The 15,920-nt window shown below is 65.9% G+C and carries 13 protein-coding genes; 10 read left to right on the forward strand and 3 right to left on the reverse strand.

Annotation, left to right across the window (positions count from 1 at the left end; all coding sequences use genetic code 11):
* Positions 1-7 precede the first annotated feature (7 nt).
* From ACFFQA_RS07095 to ACFFQA_RS07125, 7 genes are all read left to right on the forward strand, one after another.
* Positions 8-211 carry a hypothetical protein gene (locus ACFFQA_RS07095; RefSeq protein ID WP_377850854.1) on the forward strand — a complete coding sequence of 68 codons (204 nt, stop codon included), beginning with the start codon at positions 8-10 and terminating at the stop codon, positions 209-211.
* A gap of 74 nt (positions 212-285) precedes the next feature.
* A complete protein-coding gene (locus ACFFQA_RS07100) occupies positions 286-1,284 on the forward strand; it encodes an ATP-grasp domain-containing protein (protein ID WP_377850855.1) in 999 nt (332 codons plus the stop codon).
* A gap of 46 nt (positions 1,285-1,330) precedes the next feature.
* Positions 1,331-3,133, forward strand: a complete 1,803-nt coding sequence (locus ACFFQA_RS07105) for an ABC transporter ATP-binding protein (RefSeq protein WP_377850856.1) — start codon at positions 1,331-1,333, stop codon at positions 3,131-3,133.
* 2 nt (positions 3,134-3,135) lie between these two features.
* A complete protein-coding gene (locus ACFFQA_RS07110; protein ID WP_377850857.1) occupies positions 3,136-4,020 on the forward strand; it encodes an SDH family Clp fold serine proteinase in 885 nt (294 codons plus the stop codon).
* Between the two features lie 2 nt (positions 4,021-4,022).
* Positions 4,023-5,006, forward strand: a complete 984-nt coding sequence (locus ACFFQA_RS07115; RefSeq protein ID WP_377850858.1) for a TlpA family protein disulfide reductase — start codon at positions 4,023-4,025, stop codon at positions 5,004-5,006.
* Positions 5,007-5,395: 389 nt separating this feature from the next.
* Positions 5,396-6,568, forward strand: coding sequence for a PucR family transcriptional regulator (locus tag ACFFQA_RS07120; protein ID WP_377850859.1), 1,173 nt, complete (start codon positions 5,396-5,398; stop codon positions 6,566-6,568).
* Between the two features lie 147 nt (positions 6,569-6,715).
* The gene (locus ACFFQA_RS07125) at positions 6,716-8,809 is read left to right on the forward strand and encodes a PAS domain-containing protein (protein ID WP_377850860.1); all 2,094 of its coding nucleotides are present in this window, start codon (positions 6,716-6,718) and stop codon (positions 8,807-8,809) included.
* 66 nt (positions 8,810-8,875) lie between these two features.
* Here ACFFQA_RS07125 and ACFFQA_RS07130 read toward each other — a convergent pair whose 3' ends face one another.
* Positions 8,876-9,883, reverse strand: coding sequence for an ATP-grasp domain-containing protein (locus tag ACFFQA_RS07130; RefSeq protein ID WP_377850861.1), 1,008 nt, complete (start codon positions 9,881-9,883; stop codon positions 8,876-8,878).
* Positions 9,884-11,050: 1,167 nt separating this feature from the next.
* On the opposite strand from ACFFQA_RS07130, the gene ACFFQA_RS07135 reads away from it, so the two are divergent.
* From ACFFQA_RS07135 to ACFFQA_RS07145, 3 genes are all read left to right on the forward strand, one after another.
* A complete protein-coding gene (locus tag ACFFQA_RS07135; RefSeq protein ID WP_377850862.1) occupies positions 11,051-11,374 on the forward strand; it encodes a hypothetical protein in 324 nt (107 codons plus the stop codon).
* A gap of 76 nt (positions 11,375-11,450) precedes the next feature.
* Positions 11,451-11,801, forward strand: a complete 351-nt coding sequence (locus tag ACFFQA_RS07140; protein WP_377850863.1) for a hypothetical protein — start codon at positions 11,451-11,453, stop codon at positions 11,799-11,801.
* A gap of 131 nt (positions 11,802-11,932) precedes the next feature.
* Complete coding sequence (locus tag ACFFQA_RS07145) at positions 11,933-12,301, forward strand: hypothetical protein (protein ID WP_377850864.1); 369 nt, start codon at positions 11,933-11,935, stop codon at positions 12,299-12,301.
* 1,036 nt (positions 12,302-13,337) lie between these two features.
* Here ACFFQA_RS07145 and ACFFQA_RS07150 read toward each other — a convergent pair.
* A complete protein-coding gene (locus tag ACFFQA_RS07150; RefSeq protein WP_377850865.1) occupies positions 13,338-14,102 on the reverse strand; it encodes a glycoside hydrolase family 16 protein in 765 nt (254 codons plus the stop codon).
* 430 nt (positions 14,103-14,532) lie between these two features.
* Positions 14,533-15,678: a low temperature requirement protein A gene (locus tag ACFFQA_RS07155; RefSeq protein WP_377850866.1), complete on the reverse strand. Its 1,146-nt coding sequence runs from the start codon at positions 15,676-15,678 to the stop codon at positions 14,533-14,535.
* Positions 15,679-15,920: the final 242 nt, after the last annotated feature.

Raw genomic sequence — 15,920 nt, forward strand, 5'->3', positions numbered from 1 at the left:
AATGACCATGTCGAAGTTGTTCTCTTTCACCACGGCGCGTGCGCTCACGGCCGAAGAGCTCTCGTTGACGGCGTCGGACGATGCCGGGCGGTACGACGCGGAGAGCCAGACCTGGGTCGGGAGTCCTCAGAGCACAGCCGTTCCGTGCACGGTGACGAACTTCTACCCCTACAACCGCACCACCATTGGCGACTACTGGACCGGTTGCTGAGGACCAGGTAGCCGAACATCCGCAGGCGTGGCGGCGAACCGCCGCCACGCCCTGTTCGCCGGGACGGCCGAGTCATGATCATCGTCTTCACTGCTCAGCAGGACACGCATTCGGATGTCGTGGTCGGCAAGCTTGATCGTGCCGGCGCGGAGGTAGTTCGCGTCAACACCGAGGAACTACCGGCCGAGGCCGAGTTCCGCTTGCGGCTCAAGCGTGCCGGGTGGCACGGGGAGATGGGGCTCCGCCTTGGCCGCCGTCGTGTCGACCCGGCACGCGTTCGGGCTGTGTGGGTGCGCAGGCCCGGTCGTTGGCAGCCGTCTCCTTCCCTCCTGCCTTGGGAAGCGGAGTTCGCCAAGGCCGAGACGAGGAACGCCGTGCTCGGTCTGTGGAGCGCCCTGGACTGCTTCTGGATGAGCAGGCCGGGGAACATCGAGGCAGCCTCGTGGAAGATGGAGCAACTGGTGCGAGCTCGCGGCATGGGGTTGTCCGTTCCCCGCACCCTGGTGACCTCCGACCCGGCAGAGCTGCACCGCTTCCACTCCGAGTGCGGAGGGGAGGTTGTGACCAAGACCTTCACCGGCGGAGCCAGCGCAACGGCTGCCGCGCGCGCGGACCCGGGCAGGCAGGTCCCGCACGTGGGACTGAGCACCACTCTCGTGACAGAGCAGGTGCTCGAACACGCCCAGTTGATCTGTCATGTCCCCGCTCTGTTCCAGCAGCGGGTGCCGAAGCGAGTCGAGCTGCGAGTGACCGTCGTGGGTGACGAGCTGTTCGCTGCGGAGATCCACTCGCAGGAGCACGCCGAGACCATGTTGGACAGTCGCCGGTTCGATATCCCCGTGCGCTACCGGGCCGTTGACCTGCCCCACGAGGTGGCCGATCGGTGCATCCGGTTCGTGCACAGCTACGGCCTCTCGTTCGGTGCGATCGACCTGATCGAGACACCTGGGGGTGAGTACGTCTTCCTCGAGAACAACCCGGTCGGTCAGTTCCTCTACGTTGAGCAACGCGTGCCGGAGCTGCGGATAACGGACGCCTTGGTCGCCTGCCTCCTGCGAGGACGCGGTGGATGAGCCAAAAGCGCTGGGGCGACTGAGAAATCTGCCCCGATCCGCTCGCGTGCTGGCTCGGGTGGTCCGCCTGATCTGGTCGGCGAGTCCCGGGTTGTCCTGCCTTCTCACCGCGATCACCGTCGTACGCGGGCTGGTTCCGGTCGCCGAGATCGTCATTGCCGCGTCGTTGATGGAGCTGCTCGTCAGCTCCCTGGGGGGCGTGGCGATCGGGGGCCAGAAACTCTTCTGGCTCTTGGCCCTTCTCCTCGCCATCGAGGTCGTCAGCGCGGCGGTGAACCAGGTTGCGGCGGCCACGCGTGAGTTGTTCGAGACCCGTGTCAGAAACCACATCACGCTCTTGGTCGCGGCCAAGGCGAGTGAGCTGGATCTGGCTTCCTTCGAAACTCCCGCGCTCTACGACGAGATGCGGCGGGCCAGGGAAGCGTCAACGCGATCAGTGATGATCGTGCAGCAGCTCTCGGCTGGTGTGGGCCTGGGGGTGACCGCGGTCTCGTTGGCCTGGGTGCTCGTGGGGTGGCACTGGTGGGCGCTGCCCGTCACCGCCGCTGCGGCGGTCGCCTCGCTGCTCGTGCAAGGCGGGGTGCAGCGAGCGGCTTACGAGCTCGATCGCGGGCAGACTTCCGAGCGGCGCCAGGCCGACTACCTGGCCGGGGTGCTCACCGACAGGGCAAACGCCAAGGAAGTCCGGTTGTTCGGGCTGGGTCCACTGCTCGTCGGGAGGCTGCGTCGCCGACTCGACGCGCTCTACGCCGACCAGCGGCTGGTGGTTCACGGCCGCACCGGGCGTGCCGTGGTGCTGGAGTGCGTGATCACGCTCGCCCAGCCCGCCCTGATCGGTCTTGCCGTGTTGGAGGTGGTCAACGGCTCGCTCACGATCGCCGCGTGGACGCTCTACACCCAAGCCGTTCGTCAGCTGCACGACTGCACGGCGAATGCAGCACAGGTGGCGATGCACGTCTACCGAGGTGGGCTGCACGCCGGTGACGTTCTGGACTTCCTCGCCAGGACACCGGATGTCGAGGCCCGCAGACCGGGGCCGGGGATCGCGACCGAACCGGTGCGGGAGTGCCCGTTGCTCGAACTGCGTGGGGTCGGGTTCACCTACCCAGGAGCGGCGAAGCCGACCCTCAGAGACGTGAACCTCGCGGTGGTGCCGGGGCGGACGACCGCGGTCGTCGGACCGAACGGCGCTGGGAAGAGCACGCTCGTCAAGATCATGGCTGGCCTGTACCGCCCGACCACGGGTCAGGTGCTGTTCGACGGCATCGACATCGCACTGCTCGACCAGCAGGAGGTGCGTGCCCGGCTCAGCGGGATCTTCCAGGACTTCAGCGTCTTCGAGCTCTCAGCGTGGGACAACATCGGTTTTGGTGACATAGCGGTGTTGGAGGACCACGAGGCGCTGCTCGCCGCGTCCCTGAGCAGCGGTTTCCACGAACGCGTGGCGAAGGCGCTGCCGTCGGGGTACGAAACCGTACTGGGGTGCACGTTCGAACGGGGACATGAGCTCTCCGGCGGACAGCGCCAGCTCCTGGCCATCACTCGGGCATTGTTGCGCGACAGTCCGATCCTGCTGCTCGATGAACCGTCGGCTGCACTGGACATAGAAACCGAACGCCACTTCTTCCAGACCGTTCTCGGATCAAGGCGGACACCTGACCGCGCCACCGTCTTCATCAGCCACCGCATGACGACGGTGCACCAAGCGGACGAAGTGGTGCTGCTGGAGGACGGCCACGTCGTCGAACGCGGAACGCACGACGAGCTCAGCCGGAGGCGTGGTCGCTACAGAAACCTCTACGACCTCTACTGCGCGCCGTATCTCTCTTCCAGCGAACAGGTGGTGTGAGCATGAATACCGAGAAAACCGCTGTAGAGGGGACGATCGACCGTCTCGAGCGGTCCCGGGGACGCCCGCTGGCGGTCATCGCGGTGCAGTCCCTGGAGCCGGAGCTGGTTCCGATCCTCGCCCGCTGCCTGCGGGCCCAAGGCCGGGTACCCGCACTGGACCTGCTCCTCAACACCTTCGGCGGGAAGGTGGATGTCGCGCGGCGGCTTGCGTTGCTGGTCCGGGAGTACACCGACGACCTCACCGTTCTCGTGGCCGATCACGCCCGGTCTGCTGGGACGTTGCTGTGCCTGGCCGCTGACCGTCTCGAACTCGGTCCGGCATCGAGCCTCGGACCGCTGGATCCGCACTTGAGCCAGATCAGCGCGACATCGACCGCTGGGCCCCACCACATCTCCACAGCCGAGCTGCGGGCGTTCACGACGTTCGCGCAAGAGTGGTGTGGCCTTCAGGAGGGCGCGGAACGAGCGTTCGCAACGGTGAGCCAGCGGATCTTCCCCAGCACGGTCGGCGCGCTCCTGCGAGCCGAACGCCACATGCTCGCCATCATCGGAGAACTGGCGGCACGGCAGGTGCCGGACCCAGATGCCCGGGAGCGGTTGGCAGCCCGGCTCGTCACCTGCTACCACAGCCACGACCACGACATCACCCGCGCTGAAGCAGGGTCGCTGGGGCTGGTGTTGACCGATCTGCCCGACGCGCACGACAGCTGGTGCTGGGACGTGCTGGCAGCGGCATCTCCGTCGATCAGCGGACCGCCTGACCACGACCCGGTCACCATCGGGTTCCTCAGGGCGGGAGGGGTCACGGCGTGGCAGCGTTGCCTGCCGGCCCGGCCGGACCGTCCCGAGACGTCGGCCTGGTGGGACACCACCGAGAACGGGTGAGCATGGCCGACCTCGAACTGTTCTGCCGCGCCTTGCTCATCAGCGTGTTCACCGTGTCGCTGCTGGGAAAGCTTCGCGATCCTGCGGGCTTCGCGCACTACCTCACGATGACCCGCGTCGTGCCTCGATCGCTGAGGGCCGCCACCGCCGCAGTGGTGGGAGCAACCGAAGCGGCCGTCCTGATCGCACTTGTCCGAGGCGGGGTGTGGGCGGCGATCGGTTACCCCGCAGCTCTCGTCCTGCTGACGACTTTCAGCATCGTCGTCGTGACGATGCTGCGCACCCGGGGCGATGTGGTCTGTCACTGCTTCGGTCCGGGACGGGCGCCGGTGTCGGCGCGGCACCTCATGCGCAACGGAGTGCTGCTGGTGACGGCCGGTTGCGGCTTCGCGCTGCTGGCGACCGAACGGACATCGACGGCGACGGATCCAGTACTGGTGATCGTGCTGGCCGCCTTGGTCTGCGGGCTCCTGGTACTGCTACCTGAGCTCGGCCCGGCCACTCTGCCGGTGCTTCCCAACGGAGGCAGGGCACCTGCTTTCGAAGAACGAACCCTGGGCGGCGGAACCTTCACCAGCAGTGGGCACGGGAAGGCACCCCTGGTGCTGGTCTTCCTTTCGCCGGGCTGCGAAGAATGCCGGCGCCATGTACCGCGCCTGGTCGGTCTGCGCGACGTGGCCGCGAGAGTCGGCGTCACCGTGGTTCCCGTCTTCTTCGAAGACCGCTACGACTCCCGAGCTGACATCGAGCAGTACGCGCAGGACTCGGCCCTCGTCGAACCGGTGCTGGTCGTGACCACCGACTCGCCACTGGCGAAGAAGTACAACCCGCGCCGGCAGACACCGTTCTACTACGCGATCGACAACGGGCACATTCGCAGCAGCGGTGTGGTCGGCACACGGGGATGGACCTCGGACCTGCGGAGCCTGCTGGCCGAGAGCAGCCCACCGCGGGAGGACTCGCCCCGCCGAACGGCGCCCTCATAAACCGAGCACACACCTCGTGTCGGCGCAAGGCAGCACGCTGTCGTCCGTGCGGGCTACAACAGTGGTGGCGAAACGCTCTTCCGCCATGTGCTTCACGTCGGCCACAAGCTCGACTCCACAGTTCCTCCAACGAGCACGACGTGCTGCCACCAGGCCCGATGAGGGGAAGCATGATCGCTGCCCTTGGGAGTGGATGAATGTTGTGTGCACATGCACAGCAAGCCGGGGCGCCGGGGCGCGACCATTTCGGAGCAGGTCGGCCAAAGTACACCTATCGGCTCCCCGCGGTCGTTCGACGCGGGGATCAGCCGAACCAAGTACCGGCAGATCAGAAGCGAGGCTCTCCGATGACGATGTCAAAGGCCGCTCGCAGCTGCGGAGGAGAAGAGGTGGCGGACCCGTCGGGGTCTGTGTTCACCCGGCTACTGGAGAAGATTCCACTGATTGTTGAGGACGTCGTTTGCCGCAGTACAGCGGAAGCGAAACGCCGCTCGATGAAGTCTGTCATCCCGAATTCCACGTATCGCGACATCCTGGTTTTCGCAAGCCGAACGCGACTGCTCAGAGCAGCGCAGCGCCAGCCCTACCAACCGGCTGACCTGGAACCCTACGGCGTGTTCTACGCGACCCTCGCTGACAACGGCATGCCCTTGACCGAGGTGCTCACCGGGGGGCGGTTGTGCGTCGCGGCCACGACAAGCCTCTACTGGGCACACGCAGAGCCCGAGGACTACGCCCAGATGAACGCTCTGTCGAGCTGGATGGCCGAGCATTCCTCGCCGCTGTTCGACCTGGCCGTTCGCACCTACGCCTCCCGGGTGGATCCCGCGCAACGGCTCGCGATGGAACGCCGCCTGCTCGCTGACGCGCTGCTGTCCGGGAGCGAGGTCGACACGGTCACCGGCTCCCTGCGCCATCCGGTCCCCGATCGCGTGGCTGTCTGCGTGTTCTCCGGCGACGACAGGGCGCAGTGGCCCCCGCGACTGCTCCCCCACGACTGCATGACCACGCGGCGCAGTGGTCACCAGGTGCTCCTGCTGCCGCTCACCGATGACGACACGGGAACCGTGCTCAGCCGGGTGGACGAGGTCATCAACCAGGTGGAGCCGGCCACGCAAGAGCAGACGATCGGCGTCGGGGTGGCCAACTCCGCCGCGGATATCCCGAGAGCGTTCACCGAAGCACTCCGCACATGTCGGCTGGCCCGCGGCACCACGCTGGGAAAGAGACGCTACTGCACTCCGGAGGACGTGCTGGTCCTCGAAGGCGTGCTGAACTCGGCCGACACACCCGCTCGACTCGGCCGGGTACTGGCTCCCCTGGAGGGGCACCCGGATCTGATGACCACCCTGACCACCCTTTACCGCAACAACCTCGACCGCACCCGAACCGCAGCAGAGCTGTACATCGCCCGTCGAACTCTCAACTACCGGATGGACAGAGTGCGACAACTCACGGGCATCGACCCGACGGGAACTCAAGGAATCGTCGTCCTGAGCACAGCGCTCACGGTGTCCCAACTCTGCCGCGACAGCGCTGGGGAGAATTGTCTGGGCGCGTGACGCAAGCGGATTTCCGGACGTCAGTCCACGACAAAACTTGCACACTCGCAGAAATGCGCGCAAAATCTGCGCGGGCGCGGTCGCGCGAAGGGAATGGCTCCGTTCATGCAAGCACAGCCTCGACCTGGTGACGGCCGGGGTCGTTCGATGTTCGACAGCGCACCGGTAGGGATGTGGGCGGTCGATGCCGAACTCCGCTTCATCGCCGCCGTGGGCGCGATCTTCGACTGGCCGGGCACCCACCGTCCGGAGAGCGGAACCCCGCTGGCGTCGTTCCTCGGCCCCGAACCGTCCGAGCTGGCCGAGCCGGGGAGGTTGACCTCGTGGCGCGCACACCGCAAAGCCCTCTCCGGCGAGAAGGTCCAGTGGCGCGTCGACCTGCCCGGGGGACCCCACCTGTACTCGCTCTGGCCGGTCCGTTCCGCCGACCGCGTGGTCGGCGCGGTGGGCGTGCTGCTGCCGCTGACGTCCGGCTACGCCGCGTCGTTCGCCGACACGGACTCCTCAGCCTGGCTCGCCGACGTGCTGCACCACCTTCCGGCCCTCGTCGCGGTCCGGGACCGCCTCGGTCGAGCGGTCTGGGCCTCGCGGGAGTACCAGGCGATGGCCGGGCTCGGCATGGCGTCGCTGATCGGACGATCCGTGGCCGAGCTGCAGCCGGGTGTGGACGTCAGGCACAGCATGGACCTGGACGCGCAGGTGCTCGCGACGAACCTCCCGGTGTCCAGCTCCGGCCGGTGGCACCACCCGGACGGGTCCTCGCGCGAGATGGACGAGGTCAGGTTCGCGCTCAGCGGACCGGGTGGTGACCCGCTCGTCGGGCATCTCGCCCTCGACGTGAGCGAACGAGAAGCCGAGAGAAGGCGCGCCGAGGAGGCAGAACGACGCTTCACCGCCTTCATGGACCACGCGCCCTTCGACGCGTGGATCAAAGACCGGCACGACCGCTACGTCTGGGCCAACCGGGCACATCTGCGCACGCTCGGCGAGCGTGAGCTCCACGATGTGGTGGGAGCAACCGCGAGTGCGGTCGGCTCCTCCTGGCGATCGGGTTTCGACGAGGTCGAGCAGGGTCCCTTCGTCGATCGTGGGGAGTCGGTAGCCGTCCGTGCGGAGTTCACTGTTGACGGTGGACAGCGCTGCCAGCAAGGGTACGTCTTCCCCCTTCCCAGCGAACCGTCTGCGCTGGTCGGCGGTGTCTACGCCGATGTAACGGAGCTGGAGAACGCCCGCCGCGCGGCCCAGCTGGCCAACGACCGCTTCGAGGCTTTCATGCACCACGCGCCCACGGCCGCCTACATGAAAGATGCCAGGGGCAGGCACGTGTGGGCCAACCGCGCCTACTTGGATCACTACCGCCTCTCCACGGTCGAGGACATCATCGGCAAGGCCACTGAGGATCTGGATGAACCGGAGATCGCCCGGTGCAACCGGCGCGAGGACGAACTGACGCTGGCCGCGGGAACTCCCCGACGCATCCGCACCACGGGGGACAGCGGTGAGGCGCACGCGGTTGGTTATCGCTTTCCCGTTCCGTTCGAGGACATCACCCGGCTGGCGGGCATCTGGGTCGACACAAGCGATCTTGCGCGAACGAAGTCGGTGCTGGCTCGGTGGCGCAACCGACATGAAGCGCTGTTCGGGCACACGCCGACGCCGATGGTCGTCATGACAACGACCGGTGACGTCATCGACGCCAATCCCGCCTTCTGCGCGCTGGTCCGAGTGAGGGTGTCGGAGCTGCGCAGGATGACGTCACGACAGCTGGCCGAGGGCGACGAATGGCGCTCGCCGTTCACCGACTTGCTGGCAGGTCGAGTGAACGCGGCACGCTACAGCAAGAAATACCGACGGCTGAGCGCCTCTGCAGTCGATGCCGCGGTCACCGCCGTACGGGTCACCGACCCCGAGGACGGCTCGGACCGCATCGTGGAGATCGTCAGGGCCGGGGAGCCGGATGATATCGACACTGCCGCCATCACCCTCAACGACACCGAGGCGTCCGTGCTGGCGATGCGCGCCGAGGGCCTTTCTCTCGTCGAGATAGCCAGTCGTCTGGGCATGACCCGGCGCGGGGTGGACTACCACCTCCGAGTCCTCGCGCGAAGACTGCGGTGTACGACGAACAACGCCGCCGTACTGGTAGCACGCGCCTACCACCTCGGCCTACTCGATCAGCGGACGTGGCCCCCCACTGTCCCTCATCGGTGTCGATCTGAGAACGGGCGCCCAGAATACTGAAAACGACTTCATCACGGAGGCTCACCATCCCGCCGCAGCGGAACTCCTCATCATCGCCACCGCCCTTCAGGAGCAGGAGGCCCGCATGAGGCAGTCAGCAACGGCTTCAACGATCGTGAGTGATGGGATCTGCTCCTGGAGGTAGAGGAACGAGCCGACCGGGTTGTTCTCAAGGAAGACGTACTCCCCCGAACCCTTCTGGACCATGCTGACCACCCCGAAGGTCAGTCCATAACTGTGCACGAAGGCATGGCACCGCTCCGCCACGGTCGCAGGCAGTCTGACCGGTTCACACGAGACTTCGTCGTCGGAGCGCGTCGACGCAGTCGGTGCAATCTGCCGGTCCCGGGAACGGACCTCTGCCGCAAAAACTGCGTCACCAACCACGATGACGCGCACCATCGCCCGCTTGTCGATATGCTCCTGCAGCAGCCACGGAACAAATCCAACGCCATCGGCGGCATTCGACTTCTCAGCCATCGGAGCGTCGCGGTTCCTGCCACTGGGGAAGGAACCCGACGAAGAAGCTCTTTCTACGACTTCGAGGCCAAGGCCGCTGGCCAGAGTCTTGGTGATGACACTCCCTGAACAGCTCTCAGCGAACCGGCGCGCGGCGACAGGATCGGTTGTTATCAAAGACTTCGGAATGGTTAAGCCCATACTGCGAGCACGCTGCAGCTGCTCCCCCTTCCAGCTAGCAGCCTCAATTGCGCTCGGACGGCTCATCCAAAAGCAGTCCAATGACTCCCACAGCGCGTTCACCATGTTCCCCGTCTCCACAGCGGCGAAGGCGCGCTGCCAGGGCAGCAAGTCTTCACTGAATGTCCAGTCGATGGGGCTTCGCACCCAGACGGAAGCCACAGAATCCAAGTCGATGACGCGGCTTGTATCACGGAGAAGCAACTGCCGACGACTACCCGCAGTGCCATCCAAAATGAGTTCCAGAACCACGGAATGAGAAAGTTCTTCGATGTCGAGCCGAATGACCTCAACGGACTTGCTCATGAGCCTCTGCGCCACGAGCTTCGAGTCACGATCCCACTTCGATGCCACGACGACGACCCGACCACCCACGAGAACACCTCCTCTGCGACCGTGAACGCGCGAGATCGTGAACACGGACCGCAGCGCACAACGCTCTGCACGGAGCAGTACATGACCGCGCCGCCGCTTTGACACCAAACCAGCACTTCACTGCCGCTCCTGAATAACCGACAAGATCATTGAAGTATGCACGGCAAAGGACATCAACTGCCCGAGTGCGAAAATCAGGCCCCTGAGACTGCACATCCCAGACAAGGCGATCCCGAAAACCAAGAAGCAGATGCGGGCGAAGTTTGATCGCCGACGACTCCCGGAAGGCAGAAGAGGTCAACTCGGGCAACCACCTGAACCGTGGAAGCGCGACGACGATCTGGAGTTGATCTGACGTGGTGGTTCTGGTGAGTCGTGTGAGGCCGATCAGCGCCGTGGCGAGGTGGAGCAGGCCGCAGTGGCGGGCGTGGCGTTCGTAGCGGCCGGTCAGTCGGCGACAGTCGAACAGCCACGGACCGATGCGTTCAACGCGAGCGAGGCACGGAGAGGAATCGATGCCTCTCGAGCGAGGCGCGGGACGGTCCCGCGGCCGCGTGACCATCGGCGGAAGTGATCGACGCCGTCAGTGCTGTCCGCGTGCAGCTTCGCATCCGGGAAGGGGCCCTCCCCGGATGCGACCGGATTCCTGGGGTCGCCATGGGCATCGGCTTGAGCGCCTGGCCGTCGTGCGAGCTCGCCGCGGGCACGCCGACGGCCAACGGCAGCCCGGCTGGACACGTGCCGATCCGGGTCCTGGTCCGACTGCGGCCGGCCCCGGCATGGTGCTGGTTCGCCTTGGGCGCCTGGACCACTTGGGCGAACCGAACTCAGAGCCCCGCACCCACACCCAGCTCCACGGACCCGCCTTGCCTGCGCCCCGGACCGCCTCCTTCCGTTTGGTTCGCCCCCTCGCGACCGGCCTCACGGCGGCAACGGCCACCTCGGTCACCATCGCCGTCAGCAGACGCGCTCCGAGTCACCGGCACGACTGCCATCGTCATCACGACAAACAGCCCTTTCACACGTGGGATGTCATTCCAGTCAACATTTCACAAATGAGCTCACTCCGACAGCCCAGGAGGGCTGTAGCGTTGCCGCTGCTCACTCCACCTCTCCTTTCGGAAAATGGCAATCTTCTCGCGCCACTACTTCACAAGAGGTGATCGGATGGACAAGCCCAGCAGAGCACCGAAGTCCCGAGCCGTCGCAGTACTTACGGGGCTCGTCACGGCTGCGGCCGCTAGCGTTCTGGCAATCCCGGCACACGCCTCAGCAGTTTTTCCCTACTACTACGGCGGCCAGGGCTACAGCGCGGACTACTCCGCAGCCTTCAATTATGCAGCCGCCGACGCAGCCCGAAAACTCGCACACCACGAGTACGCCGAGCTGGTGAACTGCGTCAATCCATCCTTGTTGTCGGCCACGCCCATCAACCAGTCCGGGATCTGGAAGTTCGACCTGCGTCACCGAGCAACGTGCACACCCCACTAGCAACCCCACATCGGCCGCACGCCGAACAGCCCGACTACAGGGCCACACCAGTTACCTCGACACAGGAGGCCTTGCAATGCCTGTCACTCGCCGAATCATCACCGCAGCCGCACTGATCGCGCTCAGCCTCACCGGTGCCGCCAGTACCGCCTCGGCAACGGTCGCACCCATGACACCTGCCGGCACAGCGGGAATCCAGATCAAGTACTACTACGTACTCGGCGCCGGGCCGACCGAATCGGCCGCAAAGTACGACGCTCTCACGAAGGCAAAAATCAAGGCCAACCACGAGGACCGCAACGGCTGGGAATGCGGCTTTGGAACGAACCCCAGCACGTCGCAGAGCGCCGACGGCACCTATTGGAATGCGCTCGCCACAGTCTCGTGCACACGCGTCACCAAAGAGAACCTCGCAACCTCTGCCTAAGGTTCCCACGACGTCGTTCCGGCGAGCTCCCCGTGGGCACAGGAAGGCCCACAGGAGGGAACGCTCGATTTTTCACGCGGACCGGAAAGTAATAGCGCCCCCTCCAAGGCGACCAGGAAAGGAATGAACAGGTGAAGAATTACTCAAAGAGACTGGGAAGCACGGCGGCGATCGCGGCAGCCGCAATCATCTCGACCGTTGCCGCAGCACCCGCCGAGGCAGCGCCCCTCACTCACGGCAACGACACCACCCCGACGAGCGTCTCGGCGAGCCCAACCCTGGAAGATTTCGAGGGCTGGGCCTATGGTTTCAGCACTAGCGAGATCTACACTGCCGCCTACAATAGGGCGATCTACCTGATGAACTCATTCGAGAGCATTCAAAACAAAGACTGCAAGCAGACCACCGTGGAGCACGCATACGCCCAGGCCGGTGGAGGCATGTGGCAGGTCACGGTCATTGTGCATGCCTGGTGCGATCCCATCAGCCAGCCGCTTTAGCTTCACGGCCACCAATCGTGCTCCCCAGCATGAATAGCCCCCCGCGACCACCGGAACACAAGTCGAAGATGTGTCTTGCACGCTTTTCCCGACAGAGCATCGAAGAATAAGATAGACCTCGCCGCAAACTTCTCAGCAAATTGCTTGCACCCCTGAAAGGCGCATTCTGCCCTTCGTTGTAGATTTTCTACACCAACAGACACGAGGTCGGTGCCCGGCTCTTCATCGTCCAGCCGGGTACCGACCTCGTGCCCCGTTGCCGAAGCGCGTGATCACTTCCACTATCAGGACCAGTAGCCCTATTTGCTATTTCCAGCACAGAGCGGTCGGCCTCACTGTGGACCATGTCTCACGTGGCGACTGTGGTTGCTCCTGAAGAAAGCGTCTGGTCGCGGGAGTTCTGTCTTGTTCGGAGTCACGTACCGCACCAGGTCGGGGTCGATTCCCCGGGGGCACGGCGGGCCACGTTGTCGATCAGTGCGATGTGGATCATGGCTTCGGGGCGGGCAGGGCCTCGTAGCCGCCGTCCACCCACGCTGTGCTCACGGTGGGTGTACGGCGGCGAGGTGGTCTGTCAGCCGCTCACCGGCGACGGAGTCGGGCACGCCGAAGTCTCCGAGCTGCAGAGGACCCTCAACCCCACCAGATACACGACAGCAGGAAGGGCCTGGCTGTCCGCACGCGATCCGGGCTCACCGGGGATAGCCGCCAGCCGTCAACAGCGAAGCGGATCTGCTGTTGACCAGTTGTGGCCCCATCTTCGCCAGCCTCGCCTGTGAGGACGCGCGACGCGGACGAGTGATGGCCATCGGCCGTGCTCGGCTACGAGATGGGGGCAGAACTGCTCCTCAAAGCCATCAGGGCGAGCCCTTGAGACTGTCCGGCACAGATGCGGCCGCGCGTCCCGGCGCAGTGGTGCCTGTGGGCCGAGATCACTTAGCTCCAACGCAGTCGCGCTCGGCTTGCTGACTCCGATCCGGTCACGCCTGCCATGCTCTCCGCCGAACAGGCAGGAGGATCGGCACCGGGACGTTGCCTACTTGCGGTGCACGCGCACGTAGTCGATCTCCATGGAGCCCTCGGTGACCTCCGGCGGGATCTTCGAGAACACGAACAGGTCCAGCACCAGCGCGCCCTCCCCGGCGTACGGCCCCTTTCGGCAGATCTCCTTGCCGTCGAGGAACCACACGGTCTCGTCCGGTCCGATCTGCTGGCCGATGGTGTGCCAGTCCTGGGTGAGGTCCACAGGGGACACGTACTGGCACTGCCCGCCCTCGCCGTAGTGGTTGGTCAGGTAGAGCCGGAACGGGTTGTCGCTGTAGTACTCGTAGGTGTCCTGCTCGTTGGAGCCGTTCCCGTTCCAGGTCCAGGTCGAGGGCCAGAAACCCTTGTCCTTGGGCAGTTTCAGCCGCGTCTCGATGTAGTCACCCGGCCGTACCTGGAACTCCTGCGCCGGCCCCTGGCCGCAGCCGTGGGCGGTGGTGATCAGCGCTCCGGACCACTCGTAGCCAGGCTCGGGGTTGTCCTTGCGCGCGGTCATCACGAGCTTGCCGTCGCGCACCGCGAGCGCGCTCCAGGTGTGCCATTCCAGCTGCTCGTTGTTCCCCTTGTTGCCAAGGCAACGGTCGCCTTCGGCATCGGAGTGGATCGTCCAGCGGTCGCGGTTGATCTCGGTGCCGTCGAACTCGTCCGCGAAGGCCGTCGGCCAACTGGTCGGGGGCTCCGCCTGCGCCGCGGCCCGTGGTGCTGTGACGGCGGCACCGGCGATCAGGACGGCGGCGAGAAGGGCGGCTTTGGCCATGGGGACTCCGAAGGTGGTGCCGGTTGGGGGTGCCCCATGCTCTTGAGCCGGTCGGCGCGAAGAAAGCCGTCATCGGAATCGCTTATGTGCGAACGACGAAGGAAGGGTCCACAGAGGAGCAAACGGAGTTCGCAGGAAACCCCGTTACGCCACTTCGTTCCCCGGCACCCGCACCGGCGCGATTCCTTGGTACTACCGGCGAAAACGGCTCCACCAACGCGGTCCCGGCCCACGCCAAGGTGTCCAGCGCACCGGCGCGCTCCACTCTCCGGTGAGATCCGCACCGCGCTCCGAGCACCTACTCACGCGATTTCGGTGTGACCCGAATGCAATCGCGCGAGTGGGCCTCGGAACACGACTCCGCGTGCGCACTCGGGTAATCGAGTGCGCACGCGGAGTCACCGAACCGAAACGCTCCGACAAATGTCCACTATGGATTTTGTGGGCGGAGGCGGCCGACCAGCACGAGCGCGGCGACGAGCACGGCGGTGACGTACAACGGCGCCCCGGTGAACGGGCTCAGCACGACGAGCACGGCGGCCACGGGGAAGGCGACGGCGGAGGTGGACCGGCCGCGCGGCAGGATCTGCAGCGCCCACACGCCGAGCAGGTACAGCGCGACCGGGACGGCGGTCGCCATCCCGGCGACGAGTGCCGAGATGTGGCCCTTGCCGGCGCCGACGTCCACGGCGATCTCAAGGCCCGCGCCGATCGCCGCCGCCGAAGCGAAGATCACCAGGTGCCCGTAGCCCCACCGCAGCGCGGTGCCAAGCGATGTCAGCAGGTCCTCGGACGGCCGGTCGAAGTACAGCCACCACAACGAGAACACGATGACCAGTCCGGCGGCGGCCACCCCGAACAGGCTCGCCGACCCGTGCCCGTCGTCGATCGCCGACCGCACGGCGTTGGTGGCCGCGAGGATCGACTCCCCGAGCACGATCAGCGTGAACAGCCCGTAGCGCTCGGCGATGTGACCGGGGTGCCAGGTGGTGGTCGTGGCGCGCTCAGCGATGACCGGCACCGCGATGTCGGCGAGCGCCATCACGAAGAACGCGGGCAACAGCCACTCCTGCGGCAACGCCAGCCGCACCACCCAGCCGACCTGCACGACGGTGATCCCGACCGCGTAGCGCAGCGCGGTCCTCCGGTGCGGCGGGTCGGCTTTGGCGGCGCGCAACCACTGGACCACCATTGCCAGCCGCATCACCACGTACCCGTAGGTGATCACCGTGAAGTCACCGTTGTCCAGCGCCCTGGCCACTCCGGCGGCGAGCACGAGAGCGCCCGCGATCTGCACGAGCGTGGTGACCCGGTACGCGGTGTCGTCGGTGTCGTAGGCGGAGGCGAACCAGGTGAAGTTCATCCACGCCCACCAGATCGCGAAGAACACCATCGCGAAGCCGAGCACGCCGTGCCCGACGTGGTTCTCCAGGAACGCGTGGTGCAGTCGCGCGGCGGCCTGCGCGACCGCGACGACGAAGCACAGGTCGAACAACAGCTCCAGCGGCGTCGCCGCCCGGTGCCCCTCGTCGGCGCTGCGCGCCACCATCGGCCGGTACCAGGTGTTGCCGGGCATGCTCGCTCCTCCTCGCGACGACCTTCCCGGATCTTGCCCTCCACCGGGCACCCCGGCCGCTCGACACGCTCAGTGGTGGTAGGAGCCGGTGGCCGGGCCACAACACCCGTGTGCCCTTCCCGGTCTCAGGTCGCGTCCTGCACGTGGCAACACCACCTCACCACCCCTGGCCCCCGCACCCCCGCACCCCCGTACCCTCGCGCCCCCGTACCCTCGCGCCCCCGCACGCTCGTGCCCTCGTG

The sequence above is a fragment of the Allokutzneria oryzae genome, assembly GCF_042429765.1.
Classification (GTDB): domain Bacteria; phylum Actinomycetota; class Actinomycetes; order Mycobacteriales; family Pseudonocardiaceae; genus Allokutzneria; species Allokutzneria oryzae.

Bases quoted from the DNA above. Each gene is read 5' to 3' on its own strand.
- ACFFQA_RS07100 (WP_377850855.1), top strand. From the start codon at position 286: ATGATCATCGTCTTCACTGCTCAGCAGGACACGCATTCGGATGTCGTG.
- ACFFQA_RS07150 (WP_377850865.1), bottom strand. From the start codon at position 14,102: ATGGCCAAAGCCGCCCTTCTCGCCGCCGTCCTGATCGCCGGTGCCGCC.
- ACFFQA_RS07125 (WP_377850860.1), top strand. From the start codon at position 6,716: ATGTTCGACAGCGCACCGGTAGGGATGTGGGCGGTCGATGCCGAACTC.
- ACFFQA_RS07095 (WP_377850854.1), top strand. From the start codon at position 8: ATGTCGAAGTTGTTCTCTTTCACCACGGCGCGTGCGCTCACGGCCGAA.
- ACFFQA_RS07140 (WP_377850863.1), top strand. From the start codon at position 11,451: ATGCCTGTCACTCGCCGAATCATCACCGCAGCCGCACTGATCGCGCTC.
- ACFFQA_RS07155 (WP_377850866.1), bottom strand. From the start codon at position 15,678: ATGCCCGGCAACACCTGGTACCGGCCGATGGTGGCGCGCAGCGCCGAC.
- ACFFQA_RS07135 (WP_377850862.1), top strand. From the start codon at position 11,051: ATGGACAAGCCCAGCAGAGCACCGAAGTCCCGAGCCGTCGCAGTACTT.
- ACFFQA_RS07115 (WP_377850858.1), top strand. From the start codon at position 4,023: ATGGCCGACCTCGAACTGTTCTGCCGCGCCTTGCTCATCAGCGTGTTC.
- ACFFQA_RS07110 (WP_377850857.1), top strand. From the start codon at position 3,136: ATGAATACCGAGAAAACCGCTGTAGAGGGGACGATCGACCGTCTCGAG.